This window comes from Bacillus cereus group sp. MG4 (assembly GCF_040460055.1).
Classification (GTDB): Bacteria; Bacillota; Bacilli; order Bacillales; family Bacillaceae_G; genus Bacillus_A; species Bacillus_A wiedmannii.
On sequence record NZ_JARVGZ010000001.1, the window covers coordinates 5406988 to 5424930 of the forward strand.

A 17943-nucleotide genomic window follows, 5' to 3' on the forward strand; every position below is an offset into this window, starting at 1 on the left:
ATTGCATGATGTTTTAGATAACATGCAATTCTCTTTCGTTCATTAAGAATACATAACTTGTTTTAACATATAAAGCGCAACACCCCATATGATGAGGCCCGAAAACTTATTTAATAATACGATTGTCTTTCCAGTTGAGTCTATTCTTTTTAGAAATTTCCCCGCTAAAGCTAAGCTTATAAACCAAATCCAAGAAACGATAATAGTTGCAAGTGTGAAAGCCCATTTTTCACTTCCTATGTATTGAATAGAATTTGTTCCGATTACACCGATTGTATCTAAAATTGCATGTGGATTTAATAACGAAACCGATGCAGCAAAAAGGATTTGCTTTTTTAATGGCATGATGTTTTCTTGTTTAATATCGTTGGAAGGGTTACTTCTCCAAATAACAAAGCCCATATATAGGAGAAAGAAAAATCCAATTATATATAACGTGTTAGTTAGCCAAGAAAAAGTAAGGAGTACAAGGGAGACACCTTGCACCGCAATCAATATGAGTAACGTATCACATATAGAGGCAGTTAATACTACAGGGGCTGCCCTCCAAATGTTTGGTTGGCTCGCACCTTGATTAAAGACGAAAACATTTTGGACGCCTAATGGAATGATAAGACCAAATGCAAGAATGATACCATGAATAATTGCTTCACTCATCATATTACCTCCTATTTTAATTCATTATGATAGTGTATATTGTATAGAAGAAATGAAAATTTGTATCCATCCATATGGTTGGAGAGGTTACCAACCAAAAAGAATATAAGGTGATATGATGGAAAGATCCGTTTGGAAACCGAATATGTCTCTAGCGACTCCTCTGTATAAACAAATAGAAACGTATATAAAAGAAAGAATCGTTAATGGAGAATGGACTGTTGGAACGAAATTACCTTCACAAAGAGATTTGGCACATACATTTGGTGTGAACCGGAGTACAATTGTAATGGCTTTCGATGAGCTAGTGGCAAAGGGATACATTGAAGGAAATGGCAGGAAAGGAACAATTGTTGTAAATAATAATGAGAATACTTCAACGTACGCACCCCCACCTAATTGGCAGTCTTATGTAGAAACAGGACTTCATTACCCGAATCTGCCTGCTATTCAAGAGATTAATCAAGCTGAATTTTATCCGCATGTAATTCGTTTAGGAACAGGTGAGCTCGCGCCAAGTCTTTTACCTGAAAAAAAGATGAAAGAGATTATGAATAAGCTTTTAGCATCAAAGGTGACACTTGGCTATGAAGAGCCGAAAGGAAGTCTCTCTTTAAGGGAAAAGATTGCGGACTACTTAAAAGGACATGGTGTATATGTAACTCCTGATTCTATATTAATTGTTTCAGGAGCAATTCAAGCGTTGCAACTTATTTCTATGGGGCTTCTTCCAAAAGGGGCATCCATCTTATTAGAAAAACCATCTTATTTATATTCGCTTAATGTTTTTCAATCTGCAGGAATGCGTTTAATTGGAATACCAATGGATGAGAATGGTATACATGCATCATATATTACAAAATATAAGATGCAATTTAATGCATCTATTTTATATACAATTCCATCTTTTCATAATCCGACGAACTTTAGTATGAATACGAAGAAGCGAATAGAAGTGATGGAAATATGTAACGAAATTGGATTACCTATTATAGAGGACGCGGTATATCAAGACTTATGGTTTGATGAGCCTGTTTCAAAGCCATTAAAAGCATATGATAAAAACGGAATTGTACTACATATCGGGAGTATGTCTAAAGTTATTAGTCCAGGATTAAGAATTGGATGGATTGTTGGATCTGAGCCTGTCATTCAAAGATTGGCAGACATAAAAATGCAAACAGATTATGGTTCAAGTTCTATATCCCAACAAATTGCAGCGGAATGGTTTACAAATGGATTGTATGATGAACATTTACAGGTTGTAAGAACTAAGTTGAAAAAACGCAGAGATTTTATGTTACAAATGTTAGAGAAATATTGTCGTGATATAGCAACATGGTATGAACCGACAGGTGGTTTTTATATTTGGTTACATATGAATGTACCCGTTTCGAACCGTAACTTATTTGACAAAGCTTTGAAAGAAAAGATTTTATTAAATCCAGGTACTTTATATGATAGAAGTGCAAACCAATTTTTGCGTCTATCATATTCATACGCAACGTTAGAAGAAATTGAAATAGGTATAAAAAAGCTTGCACAACTAATGAAAAAGTAAGAGGAGAAAATAATGAAACAATATGTAATTTGCCAAATTATCAATGGAGATAAATATTTAGCTGCTTATGCGGATACGAAGCAGGATGCAATTGAAAAAGCAGAATTGTTAGGATTACGAACAGGAAATCGATATACAGTTATTACTGCGGAGGAAGCTGAAGGGTTAACTTATCCTTAAGCTACGTATCATAATGATACAAGAAGTAAATAAGCCTAGTAATATATGATATTACTAGGCTTATTTTTTTGAAAGCGTTACGTGTTCTCGTATGAAAAATAATAGTATTATGAGTCAAGTTGACGGAAATACCGATTTGTTTTTCGGTCCTGATTTCCGTTTCTATATGCATCAATATATTGTCTGAAATTCCACGATTGTAAAAACTTATTTGCGGCGTTATAACCAGAATTGTAAAGCCACTCTTTTTCTTCCTTTGTTAAGTCAAAGTTTGTACTAGTAATGGCTCCTGTTGGAATTATAATCGTTCTTGCTTTTGATTCCTTATCTAAATGACGTAAATCATGGGCTTGCATCATTGTTTTAAATAGTCCTTTGAACATGGAGATAGGCTCGTTATAGTGAGCGGGATCAGCTTGAATCTCATCTTTTACGAAATGAAATCCAAAAGTCGGCCAGCGAGGAGAGGTAGGTGAGTCGAAAATCCAAATTGGGTAATTGCTTAAAATCCCTCCATCAACCATATAACAAGGTTGCTTCCATTTGGGGGTTCTCCATTTTACGGGTTCAAAAAAGAAGGGGATTGTACTACTCATTCTTACAGCTTTAGCAATAGAGAAGCGATAATTTAAAAATCCGTAGTTCGGTAAGTCATCGGGAAAGATAACCATTTTGCCATTACTTATATCAGAAGCGATAATTTTAAGCTTATTTAAATCAGGTAAATCTGTAAATAAGTGAACTCCTTTTTTTCGAAGTAATTCCTCAATCCATTCTTCTATGAAAATATTAGAGTAAATACCAAGAGTAGTCCATGCGCTTAATCCTTTTCCGATAAACGGGATTCTGTCAATAAAGGTTCTTTTCGTAAATTTATTATAATCGATATCAGTTATAATCGTTTTTAACTCTGAGCAAGAGTATCCTGCTGCTAGGAGCGCAGCGATAATGGAACCAGCTGATGTTCCAGCTACACGTTCCCATTCATAGCCGTTTTCAGCTAACGCGCAAATTGCCCCTACATGCGCAATTCCGCGTACACCGCCCCCTTCAAAAACACCATCAATCTTCATCAATCATACTTCCTTTCACATAAAAAATTTGAAAATGGCAAAAAAGCACGTATTGTACGTGCTTTTTTACAATAGTTTTTAAATTAACTAGCAGCCTACAAAGCCGCCCCAACAGCTAGCTCCGATGATGATTAGAAGGATAAATAAAACGATTAATAAAGCGAAACCTCCATAACCACATCCACCGCAACTACCACCGTAACCGCCGCAACTATATCCGTAACCCATGTGGAATTCCTCCTTATATTAAAAATAAAAATGAACGAGGGAAAAATGTACTGGAAGAAATAATGAACTATCGTGTTTGTAGGAACAATGTATACTATGCTTTTTTAAACTTGTTCGCGTATGTAGGAAGAGCCCGTTTTTTTGGAGGCTTGTTGTTTTTACAAAGAATGGAGTATAATTTTTGTACAATGATACAAATAAGTATGTAAATATAAGGAGAATTTATGAATAAACAAATTGAAGTATTAATTGATAAATATGGGCTGACACATTTAAAAGAGGAACTTATTAATACTGTATTTCCTTGTGTGAAAGTTGTGCCAAAGCAGGAGGCAACAGTTGCGGTAGGTAGTTCGAAAATGGGAGGAGCTCCTGATTTGCCAGCTACATTTGAATACCCAACGCATAAAGGAAATCCGTTACAGTTTCTCGCTCAATTTAATTTAAATGATTTACAAAATGTTGGTATAGCTCACAATCTCCCTAAGACAGGAATGTTATATTTCTTTAGCGTTGAAAATTATTTTGAAGAAGATGTGAAGCCAACTGAAGCGGGGCGTGTGCTTTATTATGATGTTCCTGTAGAGCAATTAAGAAGAGCAGATGAATTGCAAACGAATTATAACCAGTGTGCAACTACTTTTGAATTGACATATAAATTGCCAGAGCTCTTCATTGAAGATGAGGCTGATTCAGATCGATTCTTACAATTGCTTGAAGAGTTAATTCCAGACAACTACGATAGCCATCAAATGTTTGGAGAGCCATTCTCTGTACAAGAGGAAGTATTATATGAGACAGGAGAATATATGGGGATAGACCCGCAGCAAATGACGCTTTTATTCCAAATTGATTCAGATACTAAAAATTGTAATATGATGTGGGGAGATTTAGGAATGCTTTATTTCTGTATTGGAAATGAAGACTTGGAAAATCGACGTTTTGAAAATACATGTTGTGTATTACAAACTTGTTAATGAAGAAGGTTGTTCTTGTAAAAAGAACAACCTTTTTACAATGTTAAATATGCATAATCTCATATGACCTATACGAAAAAGTATTGTATACTCTGAAACTATACGATACTTTTTTCGTATAGTTATAGAATGTAAGGAGTGACGAGATGGGAAAGACAAGTAAGTATGTGACAGCTACCCTGCTTTGTTCAACTATAGTAATGGGAGGCTTACACGCGTCAACGGTATCTTATGCAGCTACGAATCCGACTGTAGCGACAACACAAACAGATGCAAAGCTATTAAATGATTTCAGAAAAGAATTAAAAAAACAGGTTGATAATCGAGAAGAAAATATGACAATCACTTATAAAACGAAAGATAGAAATGCCAGAAATGTTATGGATCAATTGTATGGTGAGTTTAATAAAATTGTAGATGCAGATGAGTATGTAAAATATAATGTAGCCTCTACTAAATATTCTATTAAAGGGCTACCAGGAAACTATACGTTTACACTGCAAGTGAAATACCGTGAATCAAAAGAGCAAACACAATATGTAAAATCTCAGGCAAAAGCAATTATCAGTTCAATTATAAAACCTGGAATGGATGAGCATGAAAAAGTAAAAGCTATTCATGATTACGTTGTAAAGCATGTATCTTATGATACGTCTTATGAAGCGTATACAGCATATGAAGCATTAGCGAATCGTTCTGCCGTTTGCCAAGGATATACGTTATTAACATATGAATTGCTAAAAGAAGCGGGGATCGAAAACCATATTGTAACAGGTACAGGAAATGGACAAGCTCACGCATGGAATTTAGTAAACATTGAAAACAAATGGTATCACCTTGATACGACATTCGATGATCCAGTACCAGATAAAGCTGGACGTGTAACATATTCGTATTTTAATATGTCTGACGAGCAATTAAGTAAAGATCATGAATGGGATCGTAGTAAATATCCAGCGGCATCTACAAGTTACTTTAATGAATTAACAAACAAAATAAAAGCGGGTAGTTCAAAGACTGCTGCATATGAACAAATGTTAAAAGAAACAAATTTAAAATATTTGTCTGCACAATACGGGGCAGACAATTACAGTGAATTTAAGAAAAAATTACAGCAACAATTCGCTTCTAAGCCAGAGAAGGTAGAAGTACGATATAAGCAATCCATGGATGGAACAATGCAGGATATAAAGAAAGTGTTAAATGAAATAAATTGGCCAAAAGGTGCAAAACGTGTATCTTATCAAGTAGCACCGTATAGTGCAATGGCAGATTATTCATTAGCGACAATTACATTTACGTATTAATTAATGAAGAAGAGCATCTGTAAAGGGTGCTCTTTTTATTATGTATCACTTTAAAAAACAGAATTGTGTGATAAAATTAAAAAGGAAGGATGTGGAATCTGAATGAATTTGTTCGAAAATAACATATTTACATTGATATATACTTGTTTAGTAATTGGACTTATCGTTTTGTTTTTCCTATCATTTACTTTGTTTATTAGAAGAGTATTTCAAAACAGTGTTGCAAAAAAACAACAAGTGATGCATATGAACGAGAAGTTAGACCGAATGATTGAATTGCTTGAAAAAGATAAAAAATAGCGATAGAAGATGTATGAAAAGAAGAAGAGGATGGCTAATTATATAAAAGAATTACGTGAAAAAGTAGGTCACGACTGTGTTCTCATAAACTTTGCGGGTGGTTGTGTGTTGAATGAACATGGAGAAGTATTACTGCAAAAAAGAGGTGATTTTAACGCTTGGGGATTTCCTGGCGGTGCAATGGAAATTGGAGAATCTGCCGCAGAGACTGCGATTCGAGAAATAAAAGAAGAAACAGGTTATGACATGGAAATAAATGAGCTTATCGGGGTGTATACAAAATATTTTCAAGCATATCCAAATGGAGATAATGCCTAGTCAATTTTAATATTCTTTTCATGCTCAATTGCCGGTGGAGAGCAAAAAGTAGACGGTGATGAAACGTTGGAATTGAAGTTTTTCCCGCTAAACAAAATGCCACCATTGTTTAATCAACAACATGAGGATTGTTTACAGGACTTACTAGAGAAAAGAGTAGGGGTGTATCGTTAACATAAAAAAGAAGCTAATGAGATTAGCTTCTTTTTTATGTTTTAGTTATTTCCACCAATCATCAAACATTGATGCTGGAACTTGTCTTTTATGTTCGCTCACTGTGTAACGTTTTTCAATTTTTTCTGCAACGTCAGTTGGAACTGCTTTACCTTCTAAATAATCATCTAGTTGATCATACGAAATACCTAACTCCGTTTCATCAGCTTGACCTGGTTTTTCATCTAATAAATCAGCAGTTGGCATTTTTAAGTAAAGTCGCTCATCCGCACCTAATTCTTGTAAAAGAGCACGTCCTTGACGTTTCGTTAAACCCGTTAATGGTAATAGGTCTGCACCACCATCTCCGAATTTTGTAAAGAATCCTGTAACAGCTTCTGCAGCGTGATCAGTTCCAATCACAAGTAATCCATGTTGGCCGCCGATTGCATACTGCGTAACCATACGGATACGCGCTTTCACGTTACCTTTATTGAAATCTGTTAATGATTCACCCAATAAGTTTTCGTATTGATTTGAGAAAGCATCAACTGTTGAAGCGATATCAAATGCAACAGATTGATCAGCTTGAATAAATTGTAATGCTAATTGCGCATCATCTTCATCTTTTTGCACTTTATAAGGAAGGCGCACGGCGATAAATGTTGCGTTACCACCTTCATTACGAATTTCCTCCACTGCAAGCTGAGCTAAACGTCCAGCTAATGTAGAGTCTTGTCCGCCACTAATGCCAAGTACAAATCCTTTTGCACCTGTTTTTTTTACATAATCTTTTAAGAAATCTACACGTTTACGGATTTCTGCTTTCGGATCAATTACAGGCTGAACATGTAATGCTTTCATAATCTGTTCTTGTAATGTCATTATGTTTCCTCCTATTCATATTAAAGCGGTAATTAAGTTTATATGTATATTGGTACATACTTCTATCCTTTATTATTTCGCAAAACTAACGAATATACAATAGGATGCGTGTATGAATATGAATGTAGTCATTATAATGAAACTGTTTCGTTTAAGCAATTTTTTTGAAACCTTTCAATAATGTAAGGTTTTTGTCATTTGAATCGATGGAAGGTATTTCCGGACTTTACTAATATAAGAACATAGTTAGTAGAAGGGCGGAGAAGGAATATGAACATTAGAGAACTTGCTTATCGGAATGTAACGAGAAATAGACGAACATATTCAGCATATTTTTTAAGTAGTGCATTTGCCATTATGGCCTTTTTTGTATATTCGTTTTTTGCGTTTCATCCGGCATTAAGTGTTGGAGAATTGGGACGATACGTGTTCGTAAGTATGTCTTTTGCACAGTCTATTATTTACTTATTTACATTTTTCTTTATTTTATATTCGATGGGAATGTTTTTAAAAACGAGAAAGCGTGAATTAGGAATTTTAATGATGTTAGGTATGACAAAATATCAATTAAAGCGTCTTATCTTTTTTGAAAATATTATGATTGGAATAGGGGCAATTATTTTTGGGATACTTTCTGGAATGGTATTTTCCGGAATATTAATATTTGTAGCGCCCATGATATTAAAGTTAGATATTTCCTTACCCTACTACATTCCAATGAAAGCCATTGTTGTAACGAGTATTATGTTTTTCGTATTATTTATGATTATTTCATTGTTTAGTGCAGGAATGATTCGAAAAAATAAAATTATGAAATTGTTTAGAGGATCAGCAGAAGCGAAGCCAGAACCGAAAGCATCCATTATTTCTTCTATATTAGCAGTCATATTGCTTTGTGCGGGATATGCAGGAGCGCTTCTGTCACACGGCGCAATGGTATTTGTCATGATGATTCCTGTTACAACGGTAGTCATTATTGGTACGTATTTGCTGTACAAGCAGTTGAGTGTCTTTATTATTAGACTATGTAAAAAAAGTAAACGTTTCTATTGGACACAGACAAATATTATTACGTTGTCAGATTTAGCTTACCGTATGAGAGATAATGCAAGAATGTTTTTTATTGTAACCATCATTTCAACTGTAGCATTTTCAGCAATAGGTACATTAGTTGGCTTTACATCAATGACAAAGGCGATTATGGAGAGACCAATTGCGTTTCACTATCATTCTAAGCAAGGAAATAGTAATGAATCACAGCATTTGAAGATGATTGACGAAGGATTAAAGAAACATAGTATAGCAGCTTCAAAAACTAATATTTCGACGAAGAAAACGGAGGAGCAGTCGTTAAAAAGCGCCACCTTTATAAAGGAATCCGACTATAAGGAATACGCGAAGTTAACAGGAGAACCCTTTAATGCGGTATCCAAAAAAGAAGCTTTATTTTTATCAGTCGATATACCAGGCCCACCGATGAAAGAAAGAAAAGAAATTACTTTACCACATTTAAATGAATCTTTAAAAGTGAAAAAAATTAATACTTCTTCATTAAGTAAAATACTAAGAGGTAACGTTTATGTAATCTCTAAAAATCAATATGATGCATTACAAGAAGGGTTTAAAGAGGAAAAAGATTATGTGTACAAAACAGAAGGAACGAAACATGAAATAGAGGCTGGTAAAGAGCTCACGTATCAAATGAAGCCTTATGAAGAATATGCAACGTTTAGTGCAGAAGAGTATGAACAAAACCAAAGTTTACAAATCGCAGGACCAATTCTATTTGTAGGTTTCTTTATTGGTATAGTATTTTTCGTATGTGCAGGAAGTTTCCTTTACTTCCGTTTGTTTTCTGATTTGGAGGGTGATACTCGTTTGTTTGAAATGATTCGAAAAGTAGGCTTAACGAGTGGAGAGTTATCGAAAGTAGTTACAATCCGATTGGCACTTTTATTCTTTGTTCCAATAGGTGTTGCAACATTACATGGAGCAGTAGCGCTAACTGCTCTGGGACAGATGTTTGAGTACTCACTATTTAAAGAAAATGCGATTGTATTAAGTATTTTCGTAGGAATTCAAGTTGGTTACTTTTTACTGATAAGATCTCGTTATTTAAAACAATTGAAAGAGAGATTACGTATTCGATAAATGTGTTTTTTTAACTCGAGTACAAAATTTTCTAAAAAGAGACAAGTATTACCAAAAAGTGATAAAATGGAAAGAGCGAGGTGGAAAAAATAATAGAAAGTAAGGGGGGAGTATTATGAAAGCAACAGGAATTATTCGAAAAGTAGACGAATTAGGACGAATTGTTATTCCTAAAGAGTTAAGAGAAGTATTAGGAATCCAAATCAAATCACCACTTGAAATTTTCGTAGAAGCAGATAAAGTCATTTTACAAAAATATCAACCTTACAATGCTTGTCAAATAACAGGTGATGTTTCAGATCAAAACATATCATTAGCAAATGGAAACATTACTGTTAGTATAGATGGAGCGAAACATTTAATAAAAGAAATAGAGAAGTTTTTAAATAAGAGTGAGGCTTAGTCTTAATTTATTTTATTTTTAAAATTTCATATCATCCTTTAAAAACTATAAAAGGACCATTAAATTGGTCCTTTTATTTTTGTTATTGGTTGTACCAATCGGATGTTTGGTCCCTAAAAATTACGAGATTAATAAAAGAGTAGTATAAAATTAGTAAGCTTTATTGAGAAATATTTTTAAGGAAGGAAAACGAAACGAATAAAACGAATGTTACATTTAAACGTTTTCAAAAGTGGTCTGAAATGAAAATAATATATTTTCAGGAGGGATTACGATGAATAGTAGTACAGCGAATAAACAAAAAGGTATACAATTGATTCCTTTTACAGTAGATAAGGTGGTTGAACAAGTAAATGAAATCCCGCCAGGTGTACAACTCATTCATGCTCCACAAGTATGGGAGAAGAGTGCGAAAGGAAAAGATATTGTTGTTGCCGTATTAGATACAGGTTGTGATGTGAATCATATTGATTTAAAGGATCGTATTATCGGTGGAAGAAATTTCACGAAAGACTACGAAGGGGATCCAAATATTTATCTTGATAATAACGGACACGGTACTCATGTAGCGGGGACAATTGCAGCGAATGAAAATGGTGTCGGTGTTTTAGGAGTCGCACCACTTGCTAAAATGTTAGTATTAAAGGTTTTAGCGGGAGATGGTTCTGGAAGTTATGAGCAAATTATTGAGGCGATTCATTATGCTGTAAATTGGAGAGGACCTAATGAAGAAAGAGTTAGAGTCATTTCAATGTCACTTGGTGGCCCGCAAGACGTTCCAGAATTACATGAAGCAATTCAAAATGCGGTAAGGCAAGATGTTCTCGTCGTATGTGCTGCTGGGAATAATGGAGATTGTAATGATAACACGGAGGAACTGGACTTCCCAGGTGCGTACTCAGAAGTAATTGAAGTCGGTGCTGTCAATTTAGAACGGAAAATCGCATGTTTTAGTAATTCGAATCAAGAAATTGATTTAGTGGCGCCAGGTGATGAAATTTTATCTACTTATCCTGAGGGGAAATATGCGGTATTAAGTGGAACTTCTATGGCGACACCGCATGTCGCTGGAGCGCTGGCATTGCTCATTAAGCAGTGTGAGAGAGAATATGGTAGAAAGTTATCAGAGCCAGAAATATATGCACAACTTATTAAAAGAACTGTACCTTTAGGGTATGAACGTACATCTGAAGGGAATGGATTAATAGATTTATTAAAAGAATAGCAAATACGAAAAAACATCTCATATTCATATGAGATGTTTTTTCGTATGGTTCTGTCGCATATACAGGGGAATCTAGTATTTAATTCTTTTTCACGAAATGGTTGACACAACTATATCTATTTTTTCTGAAATAGAGGCTATGCATCCATTAAATATTACGAATACGTTGTTCGGTGGCGATATCGAAAAAGTGTGCTTTAGCTAAACTAAAAGCTAATGGAAGTGTATCGTTAGCTTTAATCTCGGAACGAGCATTAATTCGCGCAACAAAGTTTTGATTCGAAAGTTTTCCATGAATCATCGTTTCAGCACCTAATAATTCAGCAACTTCTACTGTAATTTCGACTGTGGATTCAGGTGAAGATTGAAGAACGATTGGTTCATCATGAATGTCTTCAGGACGAATGCCGAGTATGATTTTTTGTCCATTATATCCTTTTTGCTTTAATGTTTTTAGTTGGCCATCTGGTACTTTGAAGCGAATATTTTCTATATAGAAATAGTTCTCTTGTAATGTCCCGGTAAAGAAATTCATAGCTGGAGAACCAATGAATCCACCAACAAATATGTTTTCAGGAGTATCATATACTTCTTTTGGAGTACCAACTTGCTGGATGAGCCCATCTTTCATAACAACAAGGCGTGAAGCCATTGTCATGGCTTCTGTTTGATCATGTGTTACATATATAGTGGTCGTATTTAAACGACGATGCAATTTGGAGATTTCTGAACGCATACTGACGCGTAATTTTGCGTCTAAATTCGATAGAGGCTCGTCCATTAAAAATACTTTTGCGTCACGGACGATAGCTCTTCCTAGCGCAACCCGTTGGCGTTGCCCACCTGATAATGCCTTTGGTTTTCGTTGTAAGTAATCTTCAAGCCCTAAGATTTTCGCTGCCTCCGTTACTCGGCGATTAATTTCATCTTTTGGAAGTTTGCGTAGTTTTAAGCCAAACGCGATATTATCATAAACAGTCATATGCGGGTATAGTGCATAATTTTGAAATACCATCGCAATGTTGCGATCTTTTGGAGCGACATCATTCATACGCTCTCCATCAATATAAAACGAACCATCAGAAATGTCTTCTAGACCTGCAATCATACGTAGCGTTGTTGATTTCCCGCATCCAGAAGGACCGACAAATACGATAAACTCTTTATCTTCAATATGTAAATTAAAGTCAGAAACAGCAGTGGTTTTATTATCATAAACTTTAAAAATATGATCTAATACTAGTTCGGTCATAAATATTCACTCCCTTTTGTAATTGATTGAATTATAAGATTTTTATAACCGTAAGTAAATCGTCATTGTGCACAAAAGAATGAGAGGGTTTTATACAAGTTTACAGATTTAAGAAACGAGAAAGCACCTGTAGGATGTACTTTAATCTATAGATGAAAGTATTACTTTTTTGTAGAAAAATATGTAAAAAGAGTTTCCAAGTCATAAAACAATGATGGTATGAGAAAATGAATATTTTATCGTCTTTCATGAGAGCTTCACGAGATATCTAGAGAAAGAAACGACATATAAACTGCTACTGCACCTTCAAAAGTTTTTATATTAATTCCTGTTTTTTCAATGAATTTATCAATTCGATACTGCAAAGTATTACGATGTAAATATAATTGTTTCGCTGCAAGAGATACATTTAAGTTACATTGGAAGAATACTTTAACGCTATCTATAAGTTCTTTGTCATTCGAAATGTGTGCCAATAATTGATTCGTGTACTTTTTTCTTTCTTCTTTTGATAATGAGATCATTAATTGATAAGGGAGCAGTTGTTCAATGTGTGTAATTTTTTTGGATAAATAGGGAGAAAGAACAGAAAATAATTTTCGCTCCCATTCATACAGATAAGCAAATTCAGTTGTTTGCGTATAGCGTCTGCCAATAAAGAAGGATAGGGATATAAAAAAATCTGTTTCTAGTGTATCAAGGGCTGCTCGCAATATAGACTCAGGTACATTTTCTTCTAATATGAGGACACCGGCTTGCGAAGTTTCCCATATCATTGTAGTAGTAAAAGAAAACATGGACTGTAAAGCATCTTGAAATTCTTCTCTCTCTATTATGGGTTGTGTTGTGAAAAAGTGTAAAAAACGAACTGATAGTATAGAAATATTATTATTTTTGTATAATGCTTCATACCATGATTTTTCTTTTTCTGTTTTATAAAATGCATCAGTATGAATGGGCGTTAAGATGGATGAAAGCAATTGATGCTCCCTTTGATGTAATCGGATTTTTCGAATCCCGACTTTGTTTCCTTCAACTAAAAACCAGTAATGGTTGAAATATTAGAAATTGAATAGTTGGTAGTTTCTAATAATATTTTGCTTTCTCTAATACGAGTTTGAATTAAGTATTCAATAGGCGAAACACCAACGAATTTCCTGAAGGAATGAGATAAATAATATTTATTAATATGACTGATTCTTGCTAATGTATCCAGACTTATATTTTCGTGAAAATGCTGCTTAATATAGTTTTTTATAAATTCAATATCTTTATTGATTTTTTGAGTAGATGTTTTTTCTACATTAAAAGATTTTTTTCTCATCATTTTAAGTAGTAAAATTTCCAGAATATTTTGTATAATTAAATCGTAATCTTCTTGATGATTTTCCACTTCCTCAATTAATTGCTGAAGGTAGAAGAGGAAGCTCTTTTGATCCTGTTTATAGTTGTGAATAGTGACTTGACTAGGATTTTCTATGGATGAAAAGGACAAACCTTGAATACCAAGTGCGATGTATTCGAGTGGGTAATTCGTATCAGATTTTTCTGTGTGCTCGATATTTGGATTGATGATAATCAAATTGTGCTCTTGGACAGGGATTTCTTCTTTGTAAAAGATAAAAGTTCCTTTGCCCTTGGTAATATACAATAGCTCTGTAAAGTGATGCGCATGAATGGTACTATGCCAATCTTTATCGTATTTTGATTTTGTTATATAAAGAAGTTTTACTGGAAGATGGTTTCGTTGAATTTGTGGAATCTCATATACTTCATTGGACAAATGAATCCCTCCTTCGTAGACTTTTTATCTATGTTATAAAGATTTTAGTGGGATATTCAGTAAAAAGCAAGATATCTAAAAAACAGAACAAGATGTTTATTGTGAAAGCGTTATCTATTTTGTATTCTTTAATTATGAAAGGAAGATTAGGGGATGGGGGTAAATAAAGATGAAAAAAAAGTTATTGTTGTCTGGAATGACAGCTTTGTTATCTTTTAGTTTAATAGCTTGCCAAGGTAATACTACAAAAGTTGATAACTCTAAGGAAGGTAAAGGCTCCAGTGAAAAACAAACCCTTCATGTGGCAACACTTGAATCGGCTTATGGTAAAGAGATGTGGAGCAAAGTCATTGACGCATATGAAGCTGCTAATCCAAAAGTTAATGTTAAATTGACGGTGGACAAAAATCTTGAGGATGTCATAGGCTCAAATATGAAAGCAGGAAAATATCCAGATGTTGTGTTGTTGGCAACCGGGAGAAAACAGGCACTAACAGAAACTTTAATTAAAGATAAAGCATTAGAAGACATTACCGATGTTTTTGATAAAAATGTTTATGGTGAAGATGTTAAAGTGAAAGATAAGTTAGTACCAGGGCTTACGGGTACACCTGCGACTAATCCTTATAATGACGGTAAAATTTATATGGCACCGATGTTCTATAGTCCAACTGGATTATTTTATAATGCTAGTTTATTTAAGGAAAAAGGTTGGGAAGTGCCGAAGACTTGGGACGAGATGTGGGCCTTGGGAGATAAAGCGAAAGCAGAAGGAATTTCATTATTTACTTATCCTACAACAGGCTACTTTGATACATTCTTCTACTCTTTACTACTAGGGGTGGGTGGACCTGAGTTATTTAATAAAGCTATGAAATATGCAGATGGTGTTTGGGAAACTTCTGAAGCAACAAAATCTTTTGGAATTATCGGAAAATTAGGAAAATACACAGAAGCAACTACTGTTGCGAATGCAAATGATAAAGACTACAAGAAAAATCAACAATTGGTTCTCGATAACAAAGCTTTGTTTATGCCAAATGGTACATGGGTAGTTGGTGAAATGAAAGAAGCTCCTCGATCTAAAGGGTTTGAATGGGGCATGATGGCTTTACCAACAATTGATGCTAATAGCGACCGTTATGCATTTACTTTCTTTGAACAAATGTGGATTCCTTCGGCAGCTAAAAATAAACAACTTGCTAAAGAGTTCATGACGTTTGTTTATTCGGATAAGGCAGCTGAAATTTTTGCTGAATCGAGTGCGATTCAGCCTATCAAAGGCCTTTCTAATAAACTGACAGGTGAAAATAAATCATTCTATAGTATCTATGATAATGGAGTGAAAGTGGGAATAGGTGGATTTGCTGCAACGAAAGCCGTTGAAGGTGTAAGTATGCCGGATACATTATTTAGAACGATTGACAGTGTTATTTCTGGTGATAAAAAGGTGAAAGATTGGCAAAGCTCTGTTGAAAAAGTGAGCGACCAATTACGGTCTGCATTAAAATAAATTCGTTTTCACTAAGTACAATGGTGAGTCGCTAGTCTCACCATTGTACTTATTAACTGAGGTGATGGCATGAATAAGACAACAGAAAAAAGAATTTTTATTTTTGTTTGTACTGCACCCGCACTAATCCTGTTAGCCATTTTTATGATTGTTCCTACGATTGAGGTATTCAGGATGTCCTTATATAAGTGGGGAGGATTTTCTAATAATAAAGTATTTGTTGGATTAGAAAACTTCAAGATTTTATGGAATGATATGAATTTCTTTCGATCTCTCCAGAACAGTATCGTATTAATTGTTATTGTTACACTTATCACGATGGTGATGGCGATCTTGTTTGCTACTTTGTTAACGAGAGAAAAAATAAAAGGTAAAAGTTTCTTTCAAATTATTTTTTATCTCCCAAATATCTTATCCGTTGTAGTTATCGCGGGAATATTTTCTGCAGTTTATGATCCGACTACAGGATTGTTAAATAATATACTTGCTTTATTTAACCTTGAAAACCTTCAAAAGATGTGGCTCGGCAATCAAAAAATTGCTATCTACAGCATTGGCGGGGCACTCATTTGGCAAGCGATTGGTTACTATATGGTTATGTATATGGCGGCAATGGCAAGTATTCCGGAAAGTTTTTATGAAGCATCTGCTTTGGAAGGTGCTGGACGAATCAGACAATTTTTCAGTATTACTTTACCGTTAATTTGGAATAACATTCGGACGACGTTAACTTTCTTCGTTATTAGTACGATTAATTTAAGTTTTCTACTCGTTCAAGCGCTGACTGGCGGCGGACCTGATGGATCGACGGAGGTGTTTTTAAGCTACATGTATAAGCAGGCTTACACTAATTCTTCTTACGGTTACGGTATGGCTATTGGGGTGGTCATTTTCCTATTCTCATTCGCATTATCTGCAATTATCAGCGGTGTCACTAAAAGGGAAGTGTTGGAGTATTAAGGAGGGCCAAAAACGATGGAAACACAAAAAAGAATGAATACAGAAACAGCTTATCGAGATCCAAAAACGGTGGAAACCAAAAAAGAAATGATTGTAGAAACAGCTTATCAAGCCCCAAAAACAATGAAGCCCCAAAAAGGAATGACTACAGAAGCAATATATCGCTGTTTTATATATGTTGCACTGATTACGTTAGCAATTTCTATTATTATTCCTGTTGCATGGGTTTTCTTAGCTTCAGTGAAGCAAAATTCAGAATTTTACGGAAGTCCTTGGACCATGCCGAAAAGTTTCTATTTTCAAAACTTTATCGATGCTTTCCAAAAAGCAAACATGGGTACCTACATGTTGAATTCAGTCATGGTAACTGCGTTGGCTCTGCTTATTTTATTAATTGTAGCCTTACCAGCAGCCTATGTGTTGGCAAGATATACCTTTAGAGGAAGTAAATTAATAAATACTTTTTTTAAAGCTGGATTATTCATCAATGTGAACTACATCGTTGTTCCAATTTTCTTGATGTTATTGGACGGAGATACCTTTTTACGAGGCCAACTGGGTGATGGATTTCTACTAGACAATTTATTTATTTTAGCTGTGGTATATGCGGCGACGGCGTTACCATTTACCATTTACTTGCTGACTAGTTTTTTTCAATCACTTCCATCCACGTATGAGGAAGCGGCGTTGGTCGATGGTGCCGGATATTTCAAAACAATGATTTCAGTCATGATTCCGATAGCTCGTCCAAGTATTATTACCGTCATTTTATTTAATTTTCTTGCCTTTTGGAACGAATACATTATTGCCTTAACGTTAATCCCAGGACCGAATAAAACGTTACCTGTTGGGTTAATGAACTTGATGGCAGCTCAAAAATCTGCTGCCAACTATGGTCAAATGTATGCAGGAATGGTTCTTGTCATGCTGCCAACTTTGATTTTATACATCATTGTTCAAAAAAAATTAACACAAGGAATGTCCCTTGGTGGTTTAAAGGATTAAAGGAGGATTTAC

17 protein-coding genes and 2 pseudogenes are annotated in these 17943 nt (G+C 34.7%); 12 read left to right on the forward strand and 7 right to left on the reverse strand.

The window, feature by feature from the left end:
* Positions 1–42 precede the first annotated feature (42 nt).
* Positions 43–657: a LysE/ArgO family amino acid transporter gene (locus QCI41_RS28455; RefSeq protein WP_353836054.1), complete on the reverse strand. Its 615-nt coding sequence runs from the start codon at positions 655–657 to the stop codon at positions 43–45.
* A gap of 115 nt (positions 658–772) precedes the next feature.
* Here QCI41_RS28455 and pdxR point away from each other — a divergent pair, with 115 nt between their 5' ends.
* Together pdxR and QCI41_RS28465 are read left to right on the forward strand one after the other, a co-directional pair.
* Complete coding sequence (gene pdxR, locus QCI41_RS28460; protein ID WP_353836053.1) at positions 773–2218, forward strand: MocR-like pyridoxine biosynthesis transcription factor PdxR; 1446 nt, start codon at positions 773–775, stop codon at positions 2216–2218.
* A 12-nt stretch (positions 2219–2230) separates the two neighbouring features.
* Complete coding sequence (locus QCI41_RS28465) at positions 2231–2398, forward strand: DUF3933 family protein (protein ID WP_046954990.1); 168 nt, start codon at positions 2231–2233, stop codon at positions 2396–2398.
* Between the two features lie 107 nt (positions 2399–2505).
* Here QCI41_RS28465 and QCI41_RS28470 read toward each other — a convergent pair whose 3' ends face one another.
* A complete protein-coding gene (locus QCI41_RS28470) occupies positions 2506–3471 on the reverse strand; it encodes a patatin-like phospholipase family protein (protein WP_353836052.1) in 966 nt (321 codons plus the stop codon).
* 87 nt (positions 3472–3558) lie between these two features.
* Positions 3559–3699 (reverse strand): YjcZ family sporulation protein, encoded by a 141-nt coding sequence (locus QCI41_RS28475; RefSeq protein ID WP_000540423.1) that lies wholly within the window; start codon positions 3697–3699, stop codon positions 3559–3561.
* Positions 3700–3923: 224 nt separating this feature from the next.
* Between QCI41_RS28475 and QCI41_RS28480 the strand changes: the two genes are divergently transcribed.
* From QCI41_RS28480 to QCI41_RS28495, 4 genes and pseudogenes are all read left to right on the forward strand, one after another.
* Positions 3924–4676: a YwqG family protein gene (locus QCI41_RS28480; RefSeq protein WP_353836051.1), complete on the forward strand. Its 753-nt coding sequence runs from the start codon at positions 3924–3926 to the stop codon at positions 4674–4676.
* A 146-nt stretch (positions 4677–4822) separates the two neighbouring features.
* Positions 4823–5983, forward strand: a complete 1161-nt coding sequence (locus QCI41_RS28485) for a transglutaminase domain-containing protein (protein WP_046954988.1) — start codon at positions 4823–4825, stop codon at positions 5981–5983.
* Positions 5984–6085: 102 nt separating this feature from the next.
* Positions 6086–6283, forward strand: coding sequence for a DUF4083 domain-containing protein (locus QCI41_RS28490; RefSeq protein WP_060490064.1), 198 nt, complete (start codon positions 6086–6088; stop codon positions 6281–6283).
* Positions 6284–6313: 30 nt separating this feature from the next.
* A pseudogene (locus QCI41_RS28495) lies at positions 6314–6775 on the forward strand (NUDIX hydrolase).
* 45 nt (positions 6776–6820) lie between these two features.
* On the opposite strand, the gene nadE reads toward QCI41_RS28495, so the two are convergent.
* Entirely contained in the window at positions 6821–7639 is an 819-nt protein-coding gene (gene nadE / locus QCI41_RS28500; protein WP_046959191.1) for an ammonia-dependent NAD(+) synthetase, read from the reverse strand.
* Between the two features lie 270 nt (positions 7640–7909).
* Between nadE and QCI41_RS28505 the strand changes: the two genes are divergently transcribed.
* From QCI41_RS28505 to QCI41_RS28515, 3 genes are all read left to right on the forward strand, one after another.
* The gene (locus QCI41_RS28505) at positions 7910–9790 is read left to right on the forward strand and encodes an FtsX-like permease family protein (protein ID WP_353836050.1); all 1881 of its coding nucleotides are present in this window, start codon (positions 7910–7912) and stop codon (positions 9788–9790) included.
* 115 nt (positions 9791–9905) lie between these two features.
* Positions 9906–10193 (forward strand): AbrB/MazE/SpoVT family DNA-binding domain-containing protein, encoded by a 288-nt coding sequence (locus QCI41_RS28510; RefSeq protein ID WP_000648282.1) that lies wholly within the window; start codon positions 9906–9908, stop codon positions 10191–10193.
* A gap of 274 nt (positions 10194–10467) precedes the next feature.
* Entirely contained in the window at positions 10468–11418 is a 951-nt protein-coding gene (locus QCI41_RS28515) for a serine protease (protein ID WP_353836049.1), read from the forward strand.
* A gap of 148 nt (positions 11419–11566) precedes the next feature.
* Here the strand turns inward: QCI41_RS28515 and QCI41_RS28520 are convergent, their stop codons facing one another.
* The 3 genes and pseudogenes from QCI41_RS28520 to QCI41_RS28530 all read right to left on the reverse strand — a co-directional run bounded on the left by QCI41_RS28520 (position 11567) and on the right by QCI41_RS28530 (position 14453).
* Positions 11567–12670 (reverse strand): ABC transporter ATP-binding protein, encoded by a 1104-nt coding sequence (locus tag QCI41_RS28520; protein WP_000138024.1) that lies wholly within the window; start codon positions 12668–12670, stop codon positions 11567–11569.
* A gap of 257 nt (positions 12671–12927) precedes the next feature.
* Positions 12928–13716: pseudogene (locus QCI41_RS28525) on the reverse strand (PucR family transcriptional regulator); the annotation flags it as partial.
* The gene (locus QCI41_RS28530; RefSeq protein WP_353836048.1) at positions 13707–14453 is read right to left on the reverse strand and encodes an AraC family ligand binding domain-containing protein; all 747 of its coding nucleotides are present in this window, start codon (positions 14451–14453) and stop codon (positions 13707–13709) included. The pseudogene QCI41_RS28525 and the gene QCI41_RS28530, both read right to left, overlap by 10 nt.
* 169 nt (positions 14454–14622) lie before the next feature.
* Between QCI41_RS28530 and QCI41_RS28535 the strand changes: the two genes are divergently transcribed.
* From QCI41_RS28535 to QCI41_RS28545, 3 genes are all read left to right on the forward strand, one after another.
* Entirely contained in the window at positions 14623–15966 is a 1344-nt protein-coding gene (locus QCI41_RS28535; RefSeq protein ID WP_353836047.1) for a carbohydrate ABC transporter substrate-binding protein, read from the forward strand.
* 69 nt (positions 15967–16035) lie between these two features.
* On the forward strand, positions 16036–16926 hold the full coding sequence (locus QCI41_RS28540) for a carbohydrate ABC transporter permease (RefSeq protein ID WP_353836046.1): 891 nt from the start codon (positions 16036–16038) through the stop codon (positions 16924–16926).
* 15 nt (positions 16927–16941) lie between these two features.
* Positions 16942–17931 (forward strand): carbohydrate ABC transporter permease, encoded by a 990-nt coding sequence (locus tag QCI41_RS28545; RefSeq protein WP_353836045.1) that lies wholly within the window; start codon positions 16942–16944, stop codon positions 17929–17931.
* Positions 17932–17943 lie beyond the last annotated feature (12 nt).